Source organism: Sphingobium sp. PAMC28499 (assembly GCF_004795815.1).
Classification (GTDB): domain Bacteria; phylum Pseudomonadota; class Alphaproteobacteria; order Sphingomonadales; family Sphingomonadaceae; genus Sphingobium; species Sphingobium yanoikuyae.
In genome coordinates this window covers 2315736-2334710 of record NZ_CP039248.1, presented here as the reverse complement: position 1 = coordinate 2334710, position 18975 = coordinate 2315736, and the positions used below count along the sequence as shown (strand labels likewise).

General features: G+C 66.5%; 17 protein-coding genes and 1 pseudogene. 7 read left to right on the top strand and 11 right to left on the bottom strand.

All coding sequences use genetic code 11. The features are described 5' to 3' along the window. Positions 1-35: 35 nt before the first annotated feature. Together kduI and E5554_RS11345 are read right to left on the bottom strand one after the other, a co-directional pair. Positions 36-875 (bottom strand): 5-dehydro-4-deoxy-D-glucuronate isomerase, encoded by an 840-nt coding sequence (gene kduI, locus E5554_RS11350; RefSeq protein WP_017500956.1) that lies wholly within the window; start codon positions 873-875, stop codon positions 36-38. Positions 876-950: 75 nt separating this feature from the next. Beyond that, positions 951-2000 (bottom strand): LacI family DNA-binding transcriptional regulator, encoded by a 1050-nt coding sequence (locus tag E5554_RS11345; protein ID WP_004207757.1) that lies wholly within the window; start codon positions 1998-2000, stop codon positions 951-953. Between the two features lie 120 nt (positions 2001-2120). Here E5554_RS11345 and E5554_RS11340 point away from each other — a divergent pair, with 120 nt between their 5' ends. Further along, positions 2121-2918, top strand: a complete 798-nt coding sequence (locus E5554_RS11340) for a 2-keto-4-pentenoate hydratase (RefSeq protein ID WP_136186842.1) — start codon at positions 2121-2123, stop codon at positions 2916-2918. Between the two features lie 31 nt (positions 2919-2949). Next, positions 2950-4227 (top strand): MFS transporter, encoded by a 1278-nt coding sequence (locus E5554_RS11335; RefSeq protein WP_136186841.1) that lies wholly within the window; start codon positions 2950-2952, stop codon positions 4225-4227. A 66-nt stretch (positions 4228-4293) separates the two neighbouring features. Here the strand turns inward: E5554_RS11335 and E5554_RS23485 are convergent, their stop codons facing one another. Together E5554_RS23485 and E5554_RS23480 are read right to left on the bottom strand one after the other, a co-directional pair. Further along, positions 4294-4779: a hypothetical protein gene (locus E5554_RS23485; RefSeq protein WP_281729020.1), complete on the bottom strand. Its 486-nt coding sequence runs from the start codon at positions 4777-4779 to the stop codon at positions 4294-4296. Between the two features lie 151 nt (positions 4780-4930). Further along, positions 4931-5089 (bottom strand): annotated as a pseudogene (locus E5554_RS23480) (short-chain dehydrogenase); the annotation flags it as partial. A gap of 354 nt (positions 5090-5443) precedes the next feature. Here E5554_RS23480 and E5554_RS11325 point away from each other — a divergent pair. After that, positions 5444-6220: a sulfite exporter TauE/SafE family protein gene (locus E5554_RS11325; protein WP_136186840.1), complete on the top strand. Its 777-nt coding sequence runs from the start codon at positions 5444-5446 to the stop codon at positions 6218-6220. A gap of 10 nt (positions 6221-6230) precedes the next feature. On the opposite strand, the gene E5554_RS11320 is transcribed toward E5554_RS11325, so the two are convergent. Together E5554_RS11320 and E5554_RS11315 are read right to left on the bottom strand one after the other, a co-directional pair. Next, positions 6231-7019, bottom strand: a complete 789-nt coding sequence (locus tag E5554_RS11320; RefSeq protein WP_136188320.1) for a LytTR family DNA-binding domain-containing protein — start codon at positions 7017-7019, stop codon at positions 6231-6233. Between the two features lie 340 nt (positions 7020-7359). Next, entirely contained in the window at positions 7360-8934 is a 1575-nt protein-coding gene (locus tag E5554_RS11315; protein WP_247594445.1) for a hypothetical protein, read from the bottom strand. Positions 8935-9219: 285 nt separating this feature from the next. On the opposite strand from E5554_RS11315, the gene E5554_RS23030 reads away from it, so the two are divergent. Beyond that, entirely contained in the window at positions 9220-9357 is a 138-nt protein-coding gene (locus E5554_RS23030) for a hypothetical protein (RefSeq protein ID WP_004207766.1), read from the top strand. 45 nt (positions 9358-9402) lie between these two features. Here E5554_RS23030 and E5554_RS11310 read toward each other — a convergent pair whose 3' ends face one another. From E5554_RS11310 to E5554_RS11295, 4 genes are all read right to left on the bottom strand, one after another. Beyond that, positions 9403-10098, bottom strand: coding sequence for a carboxymuconolactone decarboxylase family protein (locus E5554_RS11310; RefSeq protein ID WP_136186838.1), 696 nt, complete (start codon positions 10096-10098; stop codon positions 9403-9405). An 83-nt stretch (positions 10099-10181) separates the two neighbouring features. Beyond that, entirely contained in the window at positions 10182-10283 is a 102-nt protein-coding gene (gene cydX, locus E5554_RS11305) for a cytochrome bd-I oxidase subunit CydX (protein ID WP_004207768.1), read from the bottom strand. An 11-nt stretch (positions 10284-10294) separates the two neighbouring features. Beyond that, complete coding sequence (gene cydB, locus E5554_RS11300) at positions 10295-11440, bottom strand: cytochrome d ubiquinol oxidase subunit II (RefSeq protein ID WP_136186837.1); 1146 nt, start codon at positions 11438-11440, stop codon at positions 10295-10297. 24 nt (positions 11441-11464) lie between these two features. Then, positions 11465-13045 (bottom strand): cytochrome ubiquinol oxidase subunit I, encoded by a 1581-nt coding sequence (locus E5554_RS11295; RefSeq protein WP_136186836.1) that lies wholly within the window; start codon positions 13043-13045, stop codon positions 11465-11467. A gap of 143 nt (positions 13046-13188) precedes the next feature. Here E5554_RS11295 and E5554_RS11290 point away from each other — a divergent pair, with 143 nt between their 5' ends. From E5554_RS11290 to E5554_RS11280, 3 genes are read left to right on the top strand one after another with little or no spacing between them, the layout of a single operon-like run. Further along, positions 13189-14703 carry an ATP-binding cassette domain-containing protein gene (locus E5554_RS11290; RefSeq protein ID WP_136186835.1) on the top strand — a complete coding sequence of 505 codons (1515 nt, stop codon included), beginning with the start codon at positions 13189-13191 and terminating at the stop codon, positions 14701-14703. Further along, positions 14700-16325, top strand: coding sequence for an ATP-binding cassette domain-containing protein (locus E5554_RS11285; protein WP_136186834.1), 1626 nt, complete (start codon positions 14700-14702; stop codon positions 16323-16325). The genes E5554_RS11290 and E5554_RS11285 overlap by 4 nt, the downstream gene beginning before the upstream one ends. 54 nt (positions 16326-16379) lie before the next feature. Next, positions 16380-17201 (top strand): universal stress protein, encoded by an 822-nt coding sequence (locus tag E5554_RS11280; protein ID WP_107917630.1) that lies wholly within the window; start codon positions 16380-16382, stop codon positions 17199-17201. Here the strand turns inward: E5554_RS11280 and E5554_RS11275 are convergent. Then, entirely contained in the window at positions 17198-18934 is a 1737-nt protein-coding gene (locus E5554_RS11275; RefSeq protein ID WP_136186833.1) for an acyl-CoA dehydrogenase C-terminal domain-containing protein, read from the bottom strand. The two genes, E5554_RS11280 and E5554_RS11275, sit on opposite strands and share 4 nt — an antisense overlap. Positions 18935-18975 lie beyond the last annotated feature (41 nt).

Sequence of the window (18975 nt, the reverse complement as noted above, 5' to 3'; positions counted from 1 at the left end):
GCCCCTCCCGCCAGAGCGGAAGGGGCGAAAAACCGTCAGGCCAGCTGGCAGATATCCAGCACGTTCATGTCGGTATAGTCCTGGTTCTCGCCGGCCATCGCCCAGATGAAGGCATAGGCCTTGGTGCCCGATCCCATATGGATCGACCAGGGCGGTGAGATCACGGCTTCCTCATTGGCCATGACGATGTGACGCATCGCGTCGCCCTCGCCCATATAGTGGAAGACGCGGTCGGCATCGCCATCCAGCTCGAAATAGAAGTAGATTTCGCTGCGGCGCTCATGGATGTGCGGGGGCATGGTGTTCCACACCGAACCGGGCTTGAGCACGGTCAGGCCCATCACCAGCTGTGCGCTGTCGCAGATGCCGGGGATGACGAGCTGGAAGATGGTGCGCTCGTTGGATTCTTCCAGACTGCCGCGCTCCAGCGCATTGGCGTCGGCGATGCCCAGCTTGCGCGTGGTGAACGCCTTGTGGGCCGGGCAGGAGGCGAGATAGAAACGCGCGCCGGCGCCGGCGAACTCCACGTCCTTCGCGCCCATCGTCACATAGAGGCAATCCTTGTTGCCCAGCGTGAAGACTTCGCCGTCCACGGTCACGGTGCCTTCCACGCCCGAGACATTGACGATCGCCAGTTCGCGCCGCTCCAGGAAGGGATGGCCCGCCGCCGAGGCCGGCTCGGTCTGCGCCGGCAGCTTCACCGGGGCATCGGCCACCGCCACGCCGCCGATCACGAAACGCTCGGCATGGGTATAGTTCAGCACGCATTCGCCGTCACGGAACAGCCCGCCGATCAGATAGCGATCCCGCAGCTCCTCGTTCGACACGCACTCCATCATGTCGGGGTGGGTCGCATAATAGGTCTTGTCGAACATGATATCCTCGCCCGTTTGTCTAAAATTTCTCCCTTGGGAAGCAAATTTGGAAACCGGTGTCAACCCTGGCGTGGATCAGCCCGAAGCAGGCGCCACCGAACTGCGCCGGATCAGAGTCGAACTGAACAGCGAGGGCTCGCTGACTTCCGCCTCCTCGCCGATGGCGGTGCCGATCAGCTTGAGCGCGGCGGCGCGGCCCATGGCGGCGATCGGCCAGCGCACCGTGGTCAGCGGCGGCCAGACGCGGGTGGTGAGCGGCGTATCGTCGAAGCCGATGATCGACAATTGCTCCGGCACTTCAATCCCGCGCAGCCGGGCGGCATAGAGAACGCCGGCCGCCATCTCGTCATTGCTGGCAAAGATCGCGGTGGGCGGCGAAGTCAGATCGAACAGGTTTTCGGACGCCGAAACCCCTGATTCAAAAGTATATTGTCCGTCCGCAACCAGGCTGCGCGGCAGACTGATGCCGGCTTCCGCCAGCGCCATTTCAAAGCCCTCGCGCCGCTCCTTGGCGGAACGGAAGCCATGCGGCCCGGCGATCAGGCCGATCCGCCGATGCCCCTGCGCGATCAGATAGCGCACCGCATCGGCCACCGCGTCCCGGTCATTGGAGGCGACCATATGTTCAGGATCGTCGAGCAGGGCCGAACCCATGCGCACATAGCGACAGCCAGCATCGTCGAACAGCTTGGAAAGACTGTCATTTTCGGAGAGCGGCGGCAGCACCACAACGCCGAACAGGCGCTGGCGCGTCACGAAATTATGGATATCCTCCATCACCATCGCCGCGCCCCTGTCCACCGGGCGTACCACCAGTTCAAACTCGGTGCCGTGCAGCGCTTCCAATATCCCCTTCTGCATGCTCAGCACCATCTGGGCATTGGGATTGTCGTAGATCAGGCCGATCAGGAAATTGCGCCCCAGCGCCAGCGCGCGCGCCTGCGGATTGGGGACATAGCCGGTCTGGCGGATGATTTCCTCCACCTTGCCGCGGGTTTCCTGGTTCAGCAGCGGCGATCGGTTGATGACGCGGCTGACCGTCTTCTTCGACACGCCGGCCATGCGGGCAATGTCGTTGATCGTCAGCTTGGCGGTGGCGCCCTCGTCCCTAGGTGTCTTTGTCATGGCCCTTTTATAGCGCGCTTATGGCCCGCAACCAGCGCAATATGTGTCGCTCGGCAAATCTATTGACACCGGTTACTCTTGCAGGCATCCCGAGAGGTAGAACCAGCCGAGAGGATCATCGTGACCGCCGCTTCCCCTGCCGCCATTGCGCGCGCCTTCGTCACCGCCCGACAGCAGGCGACGGGCTTTTCCGACTATCCCGGCCCGATCCCGCCCAGCCTGGCCGACGGCTATGCAATCCAGGCGGAGGCACTGGCGCTGGTCGATGCGCCGGTCGGCGGCTGGAAGGTCGGCCGCGTGCCCGCCCCGCTGGTCGAGCGTTTCGGCGCCGATCGGCTGGCCGGACCGATCTTCACCCCGACCATCCATGCCCTGACCCCCGATGCCACCGGGCTGGTCTTTGCCCAGGGCTTTGGTGCGGCGGAGGCGGAATTCCTGCTGCGCATCGGCCAGGCGCCCGATCCGGCCCAGACCAGTTTCACGCTGGAAGAAGCCGCCGCGCTGGTCGACGCCGTGCATATCGGCCTGGAAATCGCCAGTTCGCCCTTCACCGGCATCAACGAGCATGGCCCGGCCGTGACCGTTTCGGATTTCGGCAATAATAACGGCCTGCTGATCGGCGCGGCGGTGCCCGACTGGCAGAACCTGGCCTTCGCCGAGATCGACATCAGCCTCAGTATCGATGGCGTCGTCGCCGGCACCGGCCGCGCCGTCAGCTTTCCCGACGGGCCGATCGGCTCCGTGCGTTTCCTGCTCGAAAATCTCGCGGCGCGCGGCATAAGGCTGCAACCGGGCGCATGGATATCGACAGGCGCCGTCACCGGCGTGCATGAAGTGCGCGTCGGACAGACGGTGGTTGCGGACTTCGGACCGCTCGGCACCGCACATTGCGTCATCCGCCCCCAAGCGGCCGCCTGACAAGGCCGCAGGGCAAGAGGAGAGGAAGAGAATGAACGAGGCCGTCGCCGGAGCAACCCAGAGGGTCGGGCGCTATCGCTGGGTAATCGTCGGGCTGTTGTTCGCCGCCACCGCGATCAACTATGTCGACCGGCAGATGATCGGCGTGCTGAAGCCCACTTTGGCGGCCGAGATGCACTGGTCGGAAACCGACTATGCCAATATCGTCTTCTGGTTCCAGACGGCCTATGCGATCGGCTATCTGGGCTTTGGCCGGTTAGTCGACGCGATCGGCGCGCGGCTGGGCTATACCGTCGCGATCATCATCTGGACGATCGCCCATGTCGCCCATGGCGGCGTGCATAGCGTGACCCAGTTCGCCTTCGCCCGCTTTGGCCTGGGCGTCGGCGAATCCGGCAATTTTCCCGCGGGCATCAAGGCGGTGGCCGAATGGTTCCCGCAGAAGGAGCGCGCCTTCGCGATCGGCCTGTTCAACGCCGGCGCCAATGTCGGCGCGATCATCACGCCGCTGCTGGTGCCATGGCTGACCATCCAATATGGCTGGCGCTTCGCCTTCATCGCGACCGGCATATTCGGCGTCGTCTGGCTCGCCGCCTGGCTGATCTTCTATCGCCGGCCCCAGGAACATCCGCGCGTCGGCGCCGCCGAACTTGCCTATATCCAGCAGGATCCGGCCGACCCGGTCACGCCGATCGGCTGGCGTCGCCTGATCACCGTCCGCGAATGCTGGGCCTTTGCCATCGGCAAATTCTGCATCGACCCGATCTGGTGGTTCTTCCTCTTCTGGCTGCCGGGCTATCTGGGCGAGCGCTATGGCCTCGACCTCATCAGCTTCGGCCCGCCGCTGGTCGCCATCTATCTGCTGTCGGACCTTGGCAGCGTGGCCGGTGGCTGGCTGTCGGGACGGCTGATGAAGGCCGGGCACAGCGTCAACGCCGCGCGCAAGCTGACCATGCTGGTCTGCGCTGCGGCAGTGACTCCGGTCTTCTTTGCCCAGTCGATCGACAATCTGTGGGTCGCCGTCCTCGTGATCGGCATCGCCACCGCCGCGCATCAGGCCTTTTCCGCCAATCTCTACACCCTGCCGTCGGACATGTTCCCACGCGCGGCGGTCGGATCGGTGGTCGGCATCGGCGGCACGGCCGGCGCGATCGGCGGCATGCTGATGGCCAAATATGCCGGCTATATCCTCGACAGCATCGGCAGCTATGCGCCGCTCTTCGCGGTCGCAGGCAGCGCCTATTTCATCGCCCTGCTGGCGATCCACCTGCTTTCGCCCCGCCTGGCGCAGGTGAAGGTGCCGGAATAAGTTCCCTGGGGGAGGGACTGCCCCGGACCGGCGATGGGGATTGCCGGTCCGGGGCGCCTTGCATCCTCAGCCCCCATGCGCCGCGATCAGCTTTTCGCTTTCCTGCCAGAAGCGATCGACGATCGCTGCATCCTCAACCAGCTTGTTGGGCGTGCGCGGTGCGCGGCGATACCAATAGCCGCCATTGCTGGCCGCCCCTTCGGGGGCAGTCGCCAGCCAGACCAGCGTGTCCGCTCCCTCCACCTCGCTCGCCTTGTCGAGCCCGCGCGAGCGCGCCTGCGTATCGGCCGGCGCATGCGAAAAGAAGTTCGAGTCGACCGCGCCGGGATGGACCGCATGGGCGACGATCCCCTCCCCCGCCAGCCGATCCGCCAGCGCGCGGGCGAACAGCACATTGGCGAGCTTGCCGGTGCAATAGGCCATGCCGGGGCTGAACCGTTCCAGATTCTGCATGTCGTCCAGGTTGATCGCCGGGATCATCTCGCTGGCGTCGGAGGCGGTGTTGAGGATGCGCACGGCGCCCGCCGGCTGATCCTGCGCCGCCTTGCGCAACAGCGGCAGCAGGCGCTGGGTCAGCAGGAACGGCCCCAGATGATTGCCGGCGAAATTCGCCTCCAGCCCCCTCGTCCGTCATCACCAGCTTATCGGTCATGCCGCCGGCATTGTTGAACAGCAGGTCGACCCGGTCGGTCAGCGCAGCGATATCCTGCGCCAGTTGGGCCGCGCCGCCGAGCAGCGACAGGTCGGCGCGCAGCATGGTGACCGGCGCGCCGGCCGCATCCGCCGCTATCTCCGCCTCTGCAACCGCAAGCCGTTTGAGATCGCGGCCGGTGCCGATCACCCGCCAGTCCTGCCGCGCCATGGCCTTGGCGATCGCCTTGCCGATGCCCGAACTCGCGCCAGTCACCACCGCCACCCGTGCCCGTTCCACCATATCCTGCTCCTGTCGCTTATCCCGGCACGCTAGGCGCTCGAACGCAGGCCAGACAGCCGCGGGAGCGATATGTGGCGCGCGCCGTCCATAGCAAAGCTATCACCCCCCTCAAGCAAGGGGCGGGTTTCACCCCGCCATGGCGTCCGCTATGTCCCACCGCGAAACATAAGGGGGACGCAGGGATATGGATCGAGTGCAAGGACTTGCATGGGCAGCGCAAACGCCCTTAGGTGACGCCATGATGGGTCGCACCGCCTGTCGTCATGCACCGCAGGAGCGGCCGTGACGATCAATCCGCTCTATTCCCTGACGGGCTTCATCGTCGGCACGCTGGTCGGGCTGACCGGCGTTGGCGGCGGATCGCTGATGACGCCGATCCTGGTGCTGCTGTTCAATTTCCACCCGGCTGCGGCCGTCGGCACCGACCTTCTCTATGCCTGCGTCACCAAGAGCGTGGGCAGCCTGGTCCATGGCTGGAAGCGGTCGGTCGACTGGGCGATCGTCGGCTGGCTGGCGCTGGGGTCGATGCCAGCCGCGATCGGCGCGCTGATGGCGCTCAAGGCAATGGGGCCGCCGTCGGCCGCCGTGGTCGATACGATCAAGGTGACGCTGGGCGTGATGCTGTTCCTCACCGGTCTGGTGCTGCTGTTCCGCGATCGGATCACGGCCTGGTCGCGCACCCATGGCCAGGATCGCAGTCCCGCCACCACCCGCAACCTCACCATATTGCTGGGCGTGGTCGTGGGCGTGGCGGTGACCATCACTTCGGTCGGGGCCGGCGCGATCGGCGCGACGGCGCTGCTGATCCTCTATCCGCGCACGCCGCTCGCCCGGATCGTCGGCAGCGACGTCGCCCATGCCGTGCCGCTGACGCTGGTGGCGGGCATCGGCCATTGGTGGCTGGGCACGGTCGACATGTCGCTGCTGGCATCGCTGCTGATCGGGTCGATCCCCGGCATCATCGTCGGCAGCCTGCTCGCCTCGCATGTGCGCGAAGCGGTGCTCCGCACGATCCTGGCGACGATTCTGATCATCGTCGCGCTGAACCTGATCCTCTGATCCTGCCGCGTCAGTCCGGCAGGAAACCGGACTGACGCAGCCGATCGACGGAATCGCGCGCGATCGGCGCGGACAGACCGTTGGTCAGGGGGATTTCCCGGCTCTTGCCCAGGCCCGCGCCATCCGCGATCGCCGCCCTGGCGACCCACCAGCTGCGATGGGTCTGCGCGCCGGGCACATCGTCCATCTCCGCGATGGCGTCGCGCAGCCGCATCAGGATGAGCTCGCTGCCGCGCTGCCCATGGACGCGGACATAATGATCCTCGCTCTCCAGCGCGACTATGGGACCGGCGAAGGCGGGGCTCAGCCGGCGATGGAGGCGAACATCCGCCTCTTTCGCTGGTGCGTCCATCGGCACGGCCTCTTCCCGCACCGACGCGAAGACCGTGGTCGGCCCCATATGCTCATCATAATAGCGCAGCAGATGCGCGTCCGCCCGCTCCGCCCACCAGGCGATGGTCATCACCAGCAGGCAACAGAGCAAGGTGAAGGGCAGGAGACCTGCATAGCCACCCAGCAGTCGCACCTCGTCCCGCCCGACCAGCCGCCAGATCAGCGCCATGGGAAAGCTGGAGGCGACCATGCCCCAGAAGACCAGAGACCCGCGCGGCAACCGCGTCGCCCGCGCAATCGCCCGCCAGGCGATCAGCGTCGGCCGCGCGAGGATATAGGCGCCCATCAGCATGATCCACCAACGCCCGGCACGCAGCAGGAAGTCGCCCGACAAATAGGTGCCAAAGGGGCCAAGAAAGCCGACCACCGCCGCGACCGGCAGCATCGCCCAGAGTTCGAGCAGCACACGGCGGAGACGTTTCACGCAATCCCCCTCTCCATTCGCGAAACGCGAACCGCGAATGGCCCGGTTTTCCGCGCTTTTTCTTCTGTTCTCCCTGCGTGACGAAAAGCCGCTTGCCCGTCAATCGCGGCCTGCCATCGCTCCCTCTCATACCGGCGGGCCGATGAATGGATCATCCGCCCCGACCGGCCAAGGAGACCGACCATGACCGATTTTCTGAGCACCAAGGGCGCGATCGCCATCATGTGCTGCGCCATCATCGCCCATATGGGCGCCTTTGCCCTGGCCCTGGCCTGATGCGCCGGACAGCCCCTTCCCGGCCCGCCCGGCGCCGTACCAGGCGTCAGGGACAGGCCGGGTTGCGGGCATCGGGATAGGCGAGATAGCTGATGCTCGCCGCTGGTAGCGACTGCAGGCCGTGCGCGGCGACGCCCTCGAGATTGGGCAAGACCCCGTCCTGCCCCACCGCCAGCGTCCGGCCGTTGAGCTTCACGCTGCCCGCGTCCAGATTGTCGGCGGTCAGGGTGTAGCGGGTCGCCTTACCGGCGAGCGACAGGCTGGCGGGATTGGCGGTATCGAGATTGATCGCGACCAGCGCGACGCCGCCCGGTGTCCCGCGCAGACACTGGCTGTAGAGATGCAGCTTGCCCGCGTTCTGCCCCGCATCCAGCACGACATTGCCCATCAGCCGCGCCCATAGGACCGCCGCCCAATAGCTCGGCCGCGGCATCATCGTCGCCTCGTCGATCAGCGCATAGTCGCTGGCCGCCAGCGTATTGTGGAAGACCACGGTCACGCCCTGCTTCGCCTGCCGCCCCAACTGATCGACATAGCGGAAACTGTCGCGCCAGGTCGCTGCCCAGGCGTCGCCGCCGCAGGCCGCCTGCGCCGTTTCCGTGATCCAGATATCGGTGCCGGGCGCGAAACGTAGCTGCCGTTCCTTGTAATAGGTCGCCGTGCTGTCGGCGCGCGCCAGCCAGTCCTCGTCCAGCGCCCGGTCCGGGCTGATCCCCGCGCTCTTGTCCATCGCGGCGCAGCGTTTCGAGACGGTGCCGTAGAAATGATAGGAGAAGATATCGACCCTGGGGCGCGGCTCGGCGCTCATCAGCGCATCGGTCGGCACCACGCCGATATTGCGCGGCATGATGACGAAGCCGGCCTCCCCCGTGCTGCCCGGCCCGACGATCTTCATCTGCGGCGCATCGGCATCGCGGAAGGCGCGGAAGACGGCCGTGTCGCGGGCGAAGGCGGCCGCGTCATAGCCCTTGGGCAGGCCGACCATAGACCCCGCATTGGGTTCGTTGATGAGTTCGGCGGCGTAGATATGGCCGCCCAACTTCTTGGTATAGGCGTTGAGCCGGCGCGCCTGATCGGGATCCCACAGACCCGACGCGTCGCGCGCGCCGTCGCTTACCGGAAAGGACACGACCAGCTTGCCGCCGACGGTCTTCACGAAGTCGACGACGCCGGCCCATTGGGCACGGGTCAGGACGCTCTGATAGCCCTTGGGCGGCGTGGCGGGCGGCGGCGTATCGCTGTCATGGAAATAGACGGCATTGGCCCAGCCGCCACTCACGCGCACATAGGTCGGCCCGAGCGCGCGGGCGAGATTGCGCAGCCGCGTGTCACCGGTCAGGTCGATCGGCTCGCGCTTGCGGAACATGACGGCCGCGATATCGACGCCGCCGCTGCCGCCGGCCGCCGGCTGGGGCGGCGCCTCGCCCGGCTTGGGATAGGGCGCCCAGAAACGGCCGCCGACCACCTCCACCATCTCGACATTATAGGCCTGATACTGGTCATCGACCTTTACGACCTGAGCAAAGCGGCCCGGGTCGACGGGAGGCGTGGCAGCGCCCAGCATCACGCCCGTCATTGCCAGCAGGGACAGGCTTCCCAGCATCAACATGCGGCCCTTCATCACGGCATCCTCCCTCGATTTTGAGGGAGGCTAACCCGGCGACTGTAACCTCACAAGTTGGCATGACCAATTTGGACAAACCAATCACACCAGCGATGCACTCAAACCATGCCAATTTTGCGATTTTCCTTAGGAACAAAAGGGGCACTTGTGAATTTGCATTTCAAGGCTGCAATAATATCCAATCCGACAAAATATCCCGAAAATAGACGATCCCCGTACTATTCCCGAGGTTCGTTCAGCGTGATTTTGGATAGAATGAAAAGGAACAGGGAGTATCCAGCCATGAAGCCAATTCGTAGCGCTAGCAGCCCCCAAGCCCGCGTCGCCTTCACGCCGACCAGCAAGAAGGCCGGCCAGTGGGTCCAGACCCCGCACGGCTTCGTCAGGGTGGACAGTCCCGCCCCGAAACATGCCGAGTGAACGGATCGGCTGAACCGGCCAACTGAACCGATCTGACGGCCGGGCCTATCGGGCGGACAGCCCCTTGTTGCCGCCGTGCAGGCGCAGCTTGAGGCTGTTCTGATAATAGGCCACGGCCTGATATTGGCCGATCAGGACCGTCAGTTCGATCAATTGCGCCTCGTCCAGACGCGCAGCCAGCACGGCCCAGGTTGCGTCGGCGATCATGGCGTCGCCATGCAGTTCCTCGGCGGCGCGCAGGATCGCCCGGTCATGGTCGTTCCAACCCGGATCGGCCGAGCCGGTCACGATCCGCTCCACCTCTTCCCGAGCGATGCCGGCATGGCGCGCGATCATCACATGCTCGCCCCATTCATAAGGCGCCTGACAGAGCCAGGCGACGCGCAGGATCGCCAGTTCCCGATCGCGCGCGGAAAGCTTGCCCTGCGTCAGCAGCGTGACGCCGACATCGGTCTGGCGGGCGAACAGCACGGGATGGCGCATCATGGTACGGATGATTTCGGGCAGGCGCGCCAGCACGGCGGACATGTCGCCCTGCCCCTGTGCTTGCGCATCGGTCACGTCGGTCAGCAGGTCCGCCTCGCGCGCGTCGATGCTCTGGTTGATGGCGATCATCTGCCGGATCAGCGGGTCGAGATCGGCGCTATATTCGTCGATGCTCAGCGCTTCGATGCGGGGCGCATCGCCCAATATCTGGGCATGGCGGCGCGCGATGCGAGCGGTTGCGGCCTCTTCGTCCATGCCCTTCCCCTGCGTTCTTCTGGCCGCGATGGGGTGGCGTGACGCCCCGGCCGTGTCAAACCGCCGGGGCGCTATCTGTGAGCTCAATATTCGCCGGGTTCCGAATGGAACTCGTGCCAGACGCCGTTGAGGATGCCGAAGCCGACGGCCAGGCCGACGCCCAATATCCAGGCAAAATACCACATAGGTCGGATCCTTAGTAAAAGTCGGGGTTGAGGCGGATTTCCCGGTCGGTCACCCGGCCGAACATCACCTTGTAGGCCCAGGCGGTGTAGGCCAGCACGATCGGCAGGAAGATGACGGTGCAGATCAGCATGGTGAACAAGGTGCCGTGGCTGGACGAGGCATTCCATGCGGTCAGGCTGGAACCCGGATCGATCGAGCTGGGCAGGATGAAGGGGAACATCGACAGGCCGACGGTGCTGATGATGCCGACATTGGCGATCGACGAGCCGGTGAAGACCAGCGTGTCGCGCCGGCCACGAATGCCCAGCAATGCCAGCACTGGTCCAACAAAGCCCAGGATCGGCGCCAGCAGCATCCAGGGATGCGCCGCATAATTGTCGAGCCAGGCGCCCGCCGCCGCGACCGCGCCACCCAGATGCGGGTTGGACGGGCCATTGGGATCGATCACGCCATCGACGCGATAGCCCATTCCGCTCCAGGCGACGAACAGCCCGCCGATGGCGAACAGCAGGATCGACAGGATCGCTGCGCCCTGACCATAGAGGCGCACGCGCTGCAGCACCGGCCCCTGCGTCTTGAGGCTGAGCCAGCCGGCGCCATGCAGCACCAGCATCGCGACCGACAGCAGGCCGGTCAGCAGGGTGAAGGGCGTGAACAGGCCCAGCAGCGATCCTTCATAGAACATGCGCAGATCGCCATCGAGGCGGAAGGGCGCGCCGACCAGCACATTGCCGACCGCGACGCCAAAGACGAGCGCGGGCACCAGGCCGCCGACGAACAGCGCCCAGTCCCAGCCGGCACGCCAGCGAGCGTCCGGTTTCTTCGAGCGATATTTGAAGCCGACGGGTCGCAGAATCAGCGCCGACAGCACCAGGAACATGGCGAGATAGAAGCCGGAAAAGCTGACGGCATAGACGAAGGGCCAGGCGGCAAAGATGGCGCCGCCGCCCAGGATGAACCAGACCTGGTTCCCTTCCCAGGTGGCGCCGACGCTGTTGATGATCATGCGCCGTTCCTCGGCGGTCCGGCCGGCAAAGGGCAGCAAGGCCGCCGATCCCAGGTCGAAGCCGTCGGTGAGGGCGAAGCCGATCAGCAGCACGCCCAGCAGCAGCCACCAGATGACGCGCAGCGTTTCATAATCGAGCGGAATGGTCATTGTCCTAACTCCGGTTGGCGGGCGTCATTCGGCGGGCACGGCGCGAAAATCGGGCGCCGGCTCGGCGGGGCTGTCAGGCCGCCAGGGGACATAGCGTTCCGGCCCCTTGGCAATGGTGGCGAGCATCAGCTTCACCTCGATCACCGCCAGGATACCGTAGAGCAGGGTGAAGCCGATGATGGTGGTCCACAATTGCGGCACCGTCAGGCTGGAGGCGGCGAGGAAGGTCGGCAGCACGCCGTCCACCGCCCATGGCTGGCGCCCGATTTCCGCCACGGCCCAACCGACCTCGATCGCGATCCAGGGCATCGGCATCATGAACAGGGCCAGTTTGAGGAACCAGCGCGCATCGAACCGCCGCATCGACGAGAAGGCAAAGGCGGTCGCGAAGAAGGCGATGAAGGCAAAGCCCAGCCCCGCCATGATGCGGAACATCCAGAAGATCGCCGGCACATTGGGCACGGTACTCCAGGCCGCCTTCTCGATCGTCGCGGCATCGGCCTGGCGCGGATCGGCGATGAAGCGCTTCAGCAGCAGGGCATAGCCCAGATCCGCCTTGTTGCGCTCGAACGCCTCGCGCGCGACCAGGTCGTTGCGATCGACCTTCAGTGTCTCGACCGCATCATAGGCGATGATGCCGGCGGCAATCCGCACCTTGGCGGTGTCGACCAGCTGGTTGATGCCGGTGACTTCGCCGGTCAGGCTGCGGGTGGAGATGAGGCCCAGCACATAGGGCACCTTGATCTCATGAGTGGTCTCGCGCCCGCTGTTGGACGGCAGGCCGAACAGGGTCAGGCCGGCCGGTGCAGGCTCGGTCTGCCACATGCCCTCAATCGCGGCGAGCTTCATCTTCTGGTTCTCGGTCAGCGCATAGCCGCTCTCGTCACCCAGCACGACGACCGACAGCGACGCGGCAAGGCCAAAGGCGGCCGCGACGGTGAAGGAGCGCTTGGCAATGGCGACATGCTTGCCCTTGAGCAGATAGAAGGCCGACACGCCCAGCACGAAGACGCTGGCGCAGACATAGCCGGCGCTGACGGTGTGGACGAACTTCGCCTGGGCGACCGGATTGAAGATCACCGCCATGAAGTCGGTCACCTCCATCCGCATCGTCTGCGGGTTGAAGGTCGCGCCGGAGGGATGCTGCATCCAGCCATTGGCGACGAGGATCCACAGCGCCGACAGGTTCGACCCCAGCGCCACCATGAAGGTGGTGAGCAGATGGCCGCGCTTCGACAGGCGATCCCAGCCAAAGAACATGAGGCCGACGAAGGTCGCCTCCAGGAAGAAGGCCATCAGGCCCTCGATCGCCAGCGGCGCGCCGAAAATGTCGCCGACATAGTGCGAATAATAGGCCCAGTTGGTGCCGAATTCGAACTCCATGGTGAGGCCGGTGGCCACGCCAAGGACGAAGTTGATCCCGAACAGCTTGCCCCAGAAGCGGGTGATATCCCGCCAGATCGGGCGGTCCGTCATGACATAGACGCTTTCCATGATGACGAGCATGAAGGAAAGGCCCAGCGTCAGGGGCACGAACAGGAAATGGTATAAAGCTGTGAGAGCGAATTGCAGCCTGGATAATTCAACGACGGCCATGCTTATCATCGCGACCCCCTTTCTTCCCTGAACCAAGTTGGCTGGCGAAATATGGACGTGACGGCGCTACATCATTGAGACAGATCAAATTATATTCTGCCGCCAAACCTAAATGAACGGGACGCAAGGTCTAGCTAGGGAAAACCGCAGGCATGGGTTGGGTCATCGACATCATCGGCGCCGCTCTTTTCGCGGCGGGACTGGCGCAGGGTGTCAGTGCGCTGGCCGATGGCGTCGCGATCGGCTGGCTGTCGCCGCTGTTGCTATTGGCGGGCGGGCTGGTGCGTGCGGCCGGGCTGATGCTGGCCCATGTCCAGGCGATCCGGTCGGCCCAGCGCATCGTCGCCGCGCGGCGATCGACGCTGCTGCCCCGGCTGCTGGGCGGACGGCTGGCCCGTCCGTTGCTGGCGGGCGAGAATGCCACGCTGGCGATCGACCATCTCGCCGCGATCGAGGCGCATGGCGCCCGCTTCCTGCCGATCCGCAAGGCGGCGGTGCTGGGGCCGCTGCTGGTGGCGGCGATCGTCGCGACCGCAAGCTGGGTCTCGGCCGCGATCATGCTGGCAACCTTGATCCCCTTCGCCTTCGGCATGGTGCTGGCCGGTACCGCCGCGCGCGCGGCGGCGGAGCGGCAACTGGCGGCCTTGGCCGAATTGTCGGGCCTGTTCGTCGACCGGCTGCGCACGCTGCCGCTGATCCGTCACCATGGTGCGCAGGCGCGGATCAGCCGGCAGGTGGCGGGCGCCGCGCAGGAGGTGGCGACCCGCACCGGCGCGGTGCTGCGCGTCGCCTTCCTGTCGGGGGCCGTGCTGGAATTTTTCGCGGCGCTCTCGGTGGCACTGGTCGCGGTCTATTGCGGTTTTGCGCTGCTTGGCCTGCTACCCTTCCCCGCGCCCGAAGCACTGGACCTGCGCGCCGCGCTGTTCGCGCTGGCGCTGGCACCGGAATTCTATCTGCCGATGCGCCGGCTGGCCGCGGCCTATCATGACAAGCAGATGGGCGAAGCGGCGGACAAGGCGATCGCCGCCGCCCTGCCAGACGTGGACACCACGCCGCATCCGGCCAGCGCGCCGTTCGATGGCCTCTATCTCAGGGATTTGCGGATCGGCATCGGTTCGGGGATCGGTCCGGTCAGCCTGACACTCAAGCCGCATGACCTGATCGCCCTCACCGGCCCGACCGGCAGCGGCAAGACCAGCATGCTCGCCGCGATCGCCGGACAGATTGACCCGGCCTCGGGCGAGCTGTCTCTGGTCGATCCCGCGCGCATCGCCTGGGCGGCCCAGCGGCCGCTGCTGCTGCCCGGCAGCCTGGCCGACAATATCGCCCTCGCCCGCCCTGATGCCGACCGAGCCGAGATCGCGCAGGTTGCCGCGCGTGTCGGCTTGACGCCGATGCTGGCCGCGCGGCCCGAAGGGCTGGACCTTGCCATCGATCATCAGGGGGCTGGCCTGTCGGGCGGCGAACGGCGGCGCATCGGCCTCGCCCGCGCCATCCTGTCCGAACGGCCCGTTCTGCTCTGCGACGAACCCACCGCCGATCTGGATGCGGAGAGCGCCGCCGACATCATCGCCCTGCTGGTCGCCTTGTCGGCCGAGCGCGCGATCCTGGTCGCCACCCACGATCATCGCCTGACCGCCGCCGCGCGGATGGAGGTGATGCTGTGAACCCGATCCGGATCGCGCTCGACAAGGCGACAGGCTCCGCCACGCTGCTGCGCCGGGCGACGCTGTGCGCCGTCATCGCGGCGCTGGCCGGCATCGCGTTGCTGGCGCTGGCCGGCTGGTTCCTGACCGCCGCCGCCATGGCCGGCGCGGCCGGCACCCTCGCCGTGCAGGCGTTCAACTATCTGGTGCCCAGCGCGGCGATCCGGCTGCTCGCCATATTGCGCACAGTCTCGCGCTATGGCGAGCGGCTCTGGTCGCACCGCGCCGCGCTCGAAGCCATGGGCGGCCTGCGCGCCAGCCTGTTCGCGCGCCTCGCCGCGCAGGACAGCCGCACCGCCCTGCCCCTGTCCAGCGGCGACGCCGCCGCGCGGCTGACCGGCGACATTGACGCGCTGGAGGATCTGGTGGTGCGCCGCCCCAGCCGGATCGCCGGATTGATGGCGGCGCTGGCCGGCGTGATGCTGGCGGCGAGCGGCGGCTGGCTGTCGGCCCTGCTGCTGGCGGCCATGCTCGCGGCGCTGCCGTTCTTGCTGCGCTGCCTTGCCCGTCGCCTGACCGAAGGCCCCGCGCAGCAGGCCGCCGATGCGCTCGGCGCCCTGCGCGCGCGCTATGTCGAACTGGCGAGCGCCCGCGCGGAAATCGCGGCCTATGGGCTGGGGGATCGCGTGATGGCCGAACTGGCACCGCTCACGAACCGGCTCGACCGGGCCCGCGCCCGCCTGTTCATCGGCGAAGGCGTGCAGGCGGCGCTGCTCGCGGCCTATAGCGCGCTCGCAGTCATGCTGGTGCTGCTCGGCGCCGATGCCCCCGCGCCGCTGGTCGCGCTCGCCTTGCTGGCCAGCGCCGGCGCGGTGGAGGCGATGGCCGGACTGTCGCGCACCGCCTTCCGCCAGGCCAGCGTCGATGCCGGCCTTGCCCGGCTGGCCGCGCTTGATGCACTGCCGCTGGACGATGCGCCTGCGCCATCCACCGCGACGCCCCAAGCCATTCGATTGGACAACATCGAATTGCGCCCCGGTGCGCGCGTCGCCGTTACTGGCCGCTCCGGTTCGGGCAAGAGCCTGCTTGCGGAGGGTTTGGCCGGGCTGCGTCCGGTTACGGCCGATGTCGCGCTTGGCGGCCATCCGCTGGCAGCCTGCTCCGGGGCGGCGCTGCGCGACCAGTTCGCCCTCTCGCCCCAGGACGCGCCGATGCTGGCCGGCAGCATCGCCGACAATCTGCGCCTCGCCCGGCCCGGCATCGATGCGGCCGATATGGCCGATGCGCTGCATGTCGCCTGTCTCGACCAGCGCATCGCCAGCCTGCCCGGTGGCATCGACTATCGGCTGGGTGAAGCCGGCGGCACCTTGTCAGGCGGCGAACGCAAGCGGCTGTCGCTGACACGCGCGCTGCTGACCGGTCGTCCCTGGCTGTTGCTGGACGAGCCGACCGAGGGGCTGGACGCCGCGACCGAGGCGCTGTTGATCAGTCGGCTGCGCATCTGGCTCGACCGGACCGGCACTGGCCTTATCCTGATTTCGCACCGCCCCGCGCCACTCACGCTGACCGACCGACAGGTGCCGGTGTCGGCCATCGCCCCCCTGCCGAGCCAGGGTCTACCCGGAGTGGCAAGCGCGGCGTGAGGATGATAGGCTTTGTCTTGCAAGCGCTTAGCCACCGCCCGACACAAGAGGGAGATGTTCGTGCCGCCAACCATCCTCATCGCCACCGATCTGACCGCCCGCAGCGACCGGGCCTTTGACCGGGCCGTCGAACTGGCGACCGACCTGGGCGGCACGCTGCTGGTCGCCCATGCGCTGGACAAGGGCGATGCCGCCCATGTCGCCCGCGCCTCCGATCGCGCCAAACGGGTCATCGCCAAGCTGACCGAGGGCGTCGCCGCGCCGGTCGAACCAGTGCTGATCCAGGGCCGCGCGCCCGAAACCATCGCGGAACTGGGCAAGGAGCGGGGCAGCGCGGTGATCGTCGTCGGCCCGGCCCGCCACAATCATGTCGGCGACTTCATCCTGGGCACGGCGGTCGACTATCTGGTCCGGCGTTCGCCCGTGCCGGTGCTGGTGGTCAAGGAACGGCCGCGCCACCCCTATCGGCGCATCCTGATCGCGACCGACTTTTCCGATTGTTCGCTCCATGCCGTGCAGATGACCGCGATGCTGTTTCCCAAGGCGCGGCTCGATCTGGTCCATGTCTATGATGGCGGCTTCCCCTCCCGCCTCGATCCCGACCAGACCTTGGCCTTCGCCCGGTCGGAAGCGGAACGGGAAAGCGCCGAATTTGCCGCTCGTCCGGAACTGGCCGGCCAAGCCCGCCCCTTCCAGGTCGAACTGATCGAGGGTCGCGCCGGCGAGGTGCTGCCGACCCTGATCGCACAACGCGATATCGACCTGCTGGTGCTGGGCGCCCATGGTCGCAGCGGCTTCGTCCATGCGCTGATCGGCAGCCGCGCCTCCGAATTGCTCGAAGGCGCGCCCTGCGACGTGTTGATGGTGCGCGATTAGAAGGCGTCGATCTCCAACGCCATGATCGACGCTTCACCGGCGGCGATCGTGGCGGCGAGGCCCTGCGCCTGCGGCAAAACGCGCAGCGCGAAATAGTCGGCCAGCTTCAGCTTCGCCTGATGCAGCGGGCTGTTGCCCTGCGCGGCCGCCTGCGCCATGCGGGTCCACATCCAGCCCATCGAGACCAGCGCGAACAGGCGCAGATAATCGACTGCCGCCGCGCCGGCTGCATCCGTGTCCGCGCCCTGCAGGGCCGCCGTCGCCGTGCGCAGCGCGTCGAGCGCCGTGCAGGTGCTGCGCGCGATCACGCTCCCACCGGCCGCTTCCACATCGGCCGCGATCAGGGCAAAATAGCCTTCGACCACCGCGCCGCCCGCCATCGGCAGCTTGCGCCCGACCAGGTCCGCCGCCTGCACGCCATTGGTGCCTTCATAGATCTGGGCGATGCGCGCATCGCGCACATATTGTTCCATGCCCCATTCGCGGATGTAGCCATGGCCGCCAAAGACCTGTTGCGCCTGCACCGCGCTTTCGAACCCGAAATCGGTGAAGGACGCCTTCACCACCGGCGTCAGCAGCGCGACCAGCGCATCGGCCTTGGCGCGCTCGCCGGCGTCGGCGTGGTGCTGCGACCGGTCATGCTGCAGCGCGGTCCAGCCCGCCAGCGCGCGCCCGGCCTCCACGAAACTGCGGATATTGAGCAGCATCCGGCGGACATCGGCATGTTCGATGATGGCCACCGGGGCGCGCTGATTATCCGCGCTGCGGCCCTGCAGCCGTTCCTTGGCATAGCCCGCCGCCTGCTGATAGGCAGCGCCAGCAATGCCCAACCCCTGGATGCCGACCATCAGCCGCTCGGCATTCATCATCGTGAACATGGCGGCCAGGCCGCGATGCGCCTCACCCACCAGCCAGCCGGTCGCGCCGTCATAATTCATGACGCAGGTCGGCTGGGCATGGATGCCCATCTTCTTTTCCAGCGCGCCGACCGACATGCTGTTGCGCTGATCGAAGGCGCCATCCGCGCCGGGCAGAAATTTGGGCACCAGGAACAGGCTAATCCCCTTCACCCCGGCCGGCGCATCGGGCAGGCGCGCCAGCACCAGATGGACGATATTGCCGCCAAAATCATGGTCGCCCGACGAGATGAAGATCTTCGTGCCGGTCACCGCATAGCTGCCATCGCCCTGCGGCTCGGCCTTGGTCTTCAGCAAAGCGAGGTCGGTGCCCGCACTGCTTTCGGTCAGCGCCATCGCGCCGGTCCATTCGCCGCTCACCATGCGCGACAAATAGGTCGTCTTCAGTTCCTCGCTGGCATGGGCGGCGATCGCCTCGCACGCGCCACGAGTCAGGCCGGGGAACAGGCCGAAGGACAGGTTCGCGGCCGACAGCATCTCGTCCAACCACAGTTGCAGGATGAAGGGCAGCCCCTGCCCGCCATGGTCGGGATCGGCCGACAGCGCCGCCCAGCCGGCATCGGCAAAGTCGCGATAGGCCTGGGCAAAGCCGGGCGGCGTCCGCACCGCGCCATCGATCAACTGGCTGCCATGCTCGTCGCCTTCGCGGTTGAGCGGCGCCAAGCGCTCGGCGCACATGCGCCCAGCCTCGTCCAGCACGGTCACGGCCAGGTCGGCGTCGACATCCTTGTTCAGCTCCGCCATCGCCTGGTCGAAGCCCAGCACCTCGCTCAGCAGGAAGCGATAATCGTCGATCGGCGGAACATAGCTGTACATCGAACCTCTCCAATATTGCTGCGGATCAGCTATACCAAACA

Bases quoted from the DNA above. Each gene is read 5' to 3' on its own strand.
- E5554_RS11335 (WP_136186841.1), top strand. From the start codon at position 2,950: ATGAACGAGGCCGTCGCCGGAGCAACCCAGAGGGTCGGGCGCTATCGC.
- cydB (WP_136186837.1), bottom strand. From the start codon at position 11,440: ATGACCATTCCGCTCGATTATGAAACGCTGCGCGTCATCTGGTGGCTG.
- E5554_RS11275 (WP_136186833.1), bottom strand. From the start codon at position 18,934: ATGTACAGCTATGTTCCGCCGATCGACGATTATCGCTTCCTGCTGAGC.
- cydX (WP_004207768.1), bottom strand. From the start codon at position 10,283: ATGTGGTATTTTGCCTGGATATTGGGCGTCGGCCTGGCCGTCGGCTTC.
- E5554_RS11315 (WP_247594445.1), bottom strand. From the start codon at position 8,934: ATGAAGGGCCGCATGTTGATGCTGGGAAGCCTGTCCCTGCTGGCAATG.
- E5554_RS23030 (WP_004207766.1), top strand. From the start codon at position 9,220: ATGAAGCCAATTCGTAGCGCTAGCAGCCCCCAAGCCCGCGTCGCCTTC.
- E5554_RS11290 (WP_136186835.1), top strand. From the start codon at position 13,189: ATGGGTTGGGTCATCGACATCATCGGCGCCGCTCTTTTCGCGGCGGGA.
- E5554_RS11310 (WP_136186838.1), bottom strand. From the start codon at position 10,098: ATGGACGAAGAGGCCGCAACCGCTCGCATCGCGCGCCGCCATGCCCAG.
- kduI (WP_017500956.1), bottom strand. From the start codon at position 875: ATGTTCGACAAGACCTATTATGCGACCCACCCCGACATGATGGAGTGC.
- E5554_RS11280 (WP_107917630.1), top strand. From the start codon at position 16,380: ATGTTCGTGCCGCCAACCATCCTCATCGCCACCGATCTGACCGCCCGC.
- E5554_RS11345 (WP_004207757.1), bottom strand. From the start codon at position 2,000: ATGACAAAGACACCTAGGGACGAGGGCGCCACCGCCAAGCTGACGATC.
- E5554_RS11295 (WP_136186836.1), bottom strand. From the start codon at position 13,045: ATGATAAGCATGGCCGTCGTTGAATTATCCAGGCTGCAATTCGCTCTC.